At 33.6% G+C, this 4935-nt stretch carries 4 protein-coding genes; all 4 read right to left on the bottom strand.

What is annotated here, in order from left to right:
* Positions 1-326: 326 nt before the first annotated feature.
* The 4 genes from DF281_RS14185 to DF281_RS14165 all read right to left on the bottom strand — a co-directional run bounded on the left by DF281_RS14185 (position 327) and on the right by DF281_RS14165 (position 4460).
* Entirely contained in the window at positions 327-1346 is a 1020-nt protein-coding gene (locus DF281_RS14185; protein ID WP_109350912.1) for an NAD(P)/FAD-dependent oxidoreductase, read from the bottom strand.
* Between the two features lie 18 nt (positions 1347-1364).
* Positions 1365-2189, bottom strand: a complete 825-nt coding sequence (locus tag DF281_RS14180) for an AraC family transcriptional regulator (RefSeq protein WP_166636162.1) — start codon at positions 2187-2189, stop codon at positions 1365-1367.
* A gap of 539 nt (positions 2190-2728) precedes the next feature.
* Positions 2729-2899, bottom strand: a complete 171-nt coding sequence (locus DF281_RS14805) for a hypothetical protein (RefSeq protein WP_166636163.1) — start codon at positions 2897-2899, stop codon at positions 2729-2731.
* 1153 nt (positions 2900-4052) lie between these two features.
* Complete coding sequence (locus tag DF281_RS14165) at positions 4053-4460, bottom strand: hypothetical protein (protein ID WP_109350908.1); 408 nt, start codon at positions 4458-4460, stop codon at positions 4053-4055.
* Positions 4461-4935: the final 475 nt, after the last annotated feature.

The raw sequence follows: 4935 nt of genomic DNA, 5'->3' as shown, positions 1-4935 counted from the left end.
CTAAAAGAAAAAGGCGATAAGACCTTTATATCAGTTTTCGAGTTACCAACGGTAACCCTCAAACTGAACGGTATTCATCCCCCACTTATAGAAGATGGGGGAATTCTACCGAACAGATGTTAAAAGCAGAATATAATCATTGAAGAAATAATGAGGGCTCCTTTCGAAAACAAGTGTGAAGCATTCGTTATTTCTGAAAGTTACAACGTAAATTGTTTTAAGATCCCCACTATATAATAAAACCAAAACAAAAACCCCCGAATAGCTGCACTTTCAGTAGTAGCTACTATTCGGGATTATTTCAGATGGTTGGTGATTCTTTTTTATTATTTCTCAAGAACGTAATTTTTTTGTACACGATTATTATGAGAACTAACCATCGCCACTTTCTCGGCTTCTGGTTCAATGAACTGCTTCGCTCGGTTGACAGCATTCGCAGCATCTTGGAAACAGCCAATGAGTAAATTCACCTTGCCATCATAACTTGCAATATCGCCAGCCGCAAAAACACCTGGAATATCTGTATTTAGCTTCGCATCGGTTTTAATATAGAAATCGTCCACACGTAAAAGTGGTTGATCAAAACTATATTTGATTGTTTGATCCATGTCAAAACCATGACTAACAATAATATGATCCACTGCTACAGCATACTTTTCATCAAGTTGATTAACTAAATTTGTATGTGTAATCGCATTTGTCGCTTGATCCGCAAAAACTTCTTCAATCGATGTATTTAAATGAATATTCGCATGACTTTGTAAATATTCGACTTGTGATTCATGCGCAGATAATTGATCGCCTCGATAGACGACATGAATTGATTGTGCGATGTCTTTTAATTCGTTTGCCCAATCGATTGCCGTATTACCGCCTCCTGAAATAAGGACGGTTTGACCTCGGAACTGCTCATATTCACGCACCACATAGTGAAGGTTTTTCAAATTTACTTTTTCTGCACCTGCGACTTTTAGTTTTTGAGGATTTATAATCCCTCCACCAACAGCCACGATTACCGTTTTACTAAAATGAGTACCATTATTCGTCTCGATTTCAAATAACTGCTCTTTATTTTTCGTTATTTCCAGCACTTTCGTATTCAAATGAACAGTCGGATTGAATGTCATTCCTTGCTCGATCAATTGTTGGATAAAAGCGCCACCTGTAATTGGAGGTTGTCCGCCAATATCCCAAATCGTTTTTTCGGGAAATAGCTGCACTTTCCCACCAAGCTGTGATTGGAATTCAATTATTTTCGTTTTCATATTACGTAATCCGGCATAGAAAGCCGAATATAATCCTGCTGCGCCTCCACCGATAATTGTAACGTCATAAATGTCTCTCATGTTGTGCAACTCCCTATTTTACGAATTTGTCCAAGATACTGTTTTTTCTTTGCGATAAGCAGAAGGCGACATACCCGTCTGTTTTTTAAATACGCGACTATAATAGAAGCAATCTTCATAGCCAACTGTCTCCGCAATTTCAGCAATCGACAATTCTGCTCTTTCTAATAATGATTTCGATTTAGATACGCGATATTCGGTAATATATGTGTTCGGTGATAATCCCGTATGTTTTTCAAATAAATAAGCTAATCTTCTTCGTTCGATTGCATAGAGTTCAGCGATCTTCGTCACATTAATTTTCTCATTATAATGTTTTTGAATATATTCAACGATTTGTTCCATCGTATCAACGGTCGCGTGTAATTGTTCATTGCGAGCCGCTTCAAGTACATCTTGCAAAATAGATAGGAATTTATTTTTACGATTCATTTCCGCCATTGCGCCTGGCGCTGCTTGTAAACTAAGTAATTCGTAGATCTTTTGTAAATAAATTTCCTCACTCGCCAATCTTAGTAAAAATTGTGCGTCATATAAATCTTCGTTCGTGCGATTTGATAATTCATATTGTGTCACGATGAATTCAAAATGTTCATCGCCACAGTTTTCAATATGTAATACTTCTTTATTATTGAAATGAAAAACTTTGCCCGGCTTCACATAAAATTTTTCCTTACCTGAATGAACCCAAGCGCTACCTTTAATCGGGAATAGTAACCCACTTGATTGTGTATGTATATGTGTAAATGAATTTTCAATATTAGTACTTTCTTGGAATACGTTTTTCAAAGCAATTGTTGCTGTCGCAAAATATGCTGTAATATTCATCATTGTCATTTCCATGCTCATTACCTCCGTCTCACTAATTTGATTATAAATGATAATGATTATCAATTTCAAGTTAATTGATAAAAATTCTCAATAAACATTTCATTTTGTATAAAAAAATGAGGAAGAACAGCGAAAACTGAAATGAACCCATTCGTTTCATCCCTTATCTAATAATGAACTTTAAATAACGTTGGTGAAGAAAAAAGTACCGATCTCGAATCAGAAGAAAGACCGCTGCCTGAAAAAGTATTAGAAACTTCCAGTTAATCGGCCAAACTACTGATCCAACGGTCTTTGAGACACTTATGTGAACGTCTGAAAGTGAGATGATCTTTACAATCCATCATAACTGCATGAATAAATTAGAAACTAAAACAGCTAACAGAAATCCTTGAGAAGCCTTTAGCAGAGGGCGTTTCAAAAGAATTTAAAAGAAGTATTAAACAGAGTTGTCTATGGTTACAGGAACTTTAAAAACTATCGAAGCCGAATCTATTACATTTCGCACTAAAAAGAGCGAGCCACACTTCATAACTGAAATGTGATCTCGCTCAAACCAATCGATTATTATTTAATTGAAAACTCTCACCAACGTTATTTGACAAAGAGCCATAGTCATATGCAATTTTAAATGGTTGTTGCGCTTTTGTTGTGTATGTTAATGAACCGAGTAAATTGGCATCGTTCAATTGCGTCACTTGTTTCCATAAATCATTGTTCAATGTAATCGTTTTTTTACTGTTCGTTGCATCGATTTCTCTTTGGTAATCATGTGAAACTTGATCTGCATGGATTTGAATATGGTCGACATCATCGCTGAATTTGTTGAAGTGTGTTGTATTTGGCGCTTACTTTATTTTGAAGTTATCTCATTTTTCTTTACAATTCCATTGCTATCCTGACTTAACTTAGATTACTAAATATCATTCCAATAACGACTACTATTATATACAAGACAATCCAAGGTACTAAAGTCTTGTTTTCCCCCTGAACCTCATACATATTTAAGATTAATACACTAAACATTAATAAATTAATTATTTTTATAGAAAATAGTAGATCACTTTCAGCCCAAAAATTGACCATGACTAACCCAATTAATAAAACTATACTTAATGTATATATAATTCTCTTTAATATATACATCCACTCTTTTCTATTATTGAAAAAAAGATTAATTACACTCAAACAAGTTACAAATATACTTATATTCCATAGTAAAGAAAAAATACTACCCTCTCCTAATAAAGTCTCAGATAATCATAAGTTTTTTTCCAAAAAAGTAAAATGTTTTACCTTTCTTTTTAAAGGTTCTATTTTTTAATGCTATACGAATTTCTCTTAAAGCTGGAATAGCAACAACGATCCTATTAATTAAATCTTTAACGTCTCTCAATCTGGCACTTAAATACCCATCCGGATCCACATTCATCACTGGATTGCCATTCGCATAACTATAACCAAAAGCTGCTCACTTGACCATTGGCATCGGCTTGTTGGACGCAAATTGGATGAGCATTGCCACAACTGCCTACACGATGTAGGTTAGATAAGTCAGCAACAGAACGTTGCGATCTTGACTTATCTTCCACTTACGCTCTTGGCTCATCTTCAACATACCAGCCTTCGTGTAGTCATATGCAATTTTAAACGGTTGTTGCGCTTTCGTTGTGTACGTCAATGAACCGAGTAAATTCCCATCGTTCATTTTGATTTGAAATAAAGTCGTACCGTTTGTAAAAAAGATTGACTAAAACATATGTCATTTATGATAAATCCTTTTATATCAATGGTTTATCACGACGTTTTAATCAATCTTTATTTTAATTATGGCTATTTTGAACAGACTTTATTTTTAAAAAACAATTCATTCTGTCAATTACTGTTTTTCTTTTTATAAAGTCGCCACTCATAAAGGGCAGCTCCTATGAAGCATTGAACAAATACCGCCTTATATAAAAATAATACAAGCGCCGTTGACATATTATCTCTTGATGGATCATAAGGTAAGCCATTTTCAAACTGGACATTACTGAAAAGAAAATGTAAAAACAGACTTCCTATACTTCCGATTAAAATAAAAATCAAATTGCTCTGTGACGCTGGCTGTAGCTTTTCTCTCAAAAAATAATTACTCATAAACAGAATAAAAGGTGTAACAAGTACTAATAGATAAGCTATAAAACGATATATCTGATCCGTTAAAATACTGAACAAAAAACCACCTAGATGTAATATGCCAATCGCTCCAATATTAATTAATGTCAGTCTAATATATTTCATCCATATACCTCCTTTTAATATTTATATTTAGAGTTACCAAATAACTTAGCAATTGGTTTTCGAACAAGATTTGGTATAATTTTACCTCTTAAATTATGCAGAGCAAGGGCTTGTCCCATTGTAAAATTCTTCTTAGAAGACTCCAGCAATGTATCAATAGACATTTGCATACAGTTATTGGTAATAAAGCATTATTGTTTTTTCTTAAAATTCAATAGATTAGTTAATATTCTATTTATATTATAGAAAATATCATTAATAAAATCCCTATGTAAAACAACGTGGTTAAACCTGTAAATGGATCAATAATAAAATTAATTATTACATCTAATTTCATTTCTATCCCATTTGTGTAGTGCAAGATAGAAGTACAGAGTTTTGAAAGGAATAAGTACATAACGCTGCAATTGTAAAATAATAATAAAAGGCTTGCCAGCCTTCCAAAATTTCTCTACTGTATTGGTGTCGAATCAAA

The sequence above is a fragment of the Kurthia zopfii genome (assembly GCF_003143955.1).
Taxonomy (GTDB): Bacteria; Bacillota; Bacilli; order Bacillales_A; family Planococcaceae; genus Kurthia; species Kurthia zopfii.
The sequence above is the reverse complement of the archived record's forward strand: the minus strand, read 5'-3'. Positions and strand labels throughout refer to the sequence as shown.

Excerpts from the sequence above, each read along its gene's own strand:
- DF281_RS14185 (WP_109350912.1), bottom strand. The coding sequence starts at position 1,346 with ATGAGAGACATTTATGACGTTACAATTATCGGTGGAGGCGCAGCAGGA.
- DF281_RS14180 (WP_166636162.1), bottom strand. The coding sequence starts at position 2,189 with ATGGAAATGACAATGATGAATATTACAGCATATTTTGCGACAGCAACA.
- DF281_RS14165 (WP_109350908.1), bottom strand. The coding sequence starts at position 4,460 with ATGAAATATATTAGACTGACATTAATTAATATTGGAGCGATTGGCATA.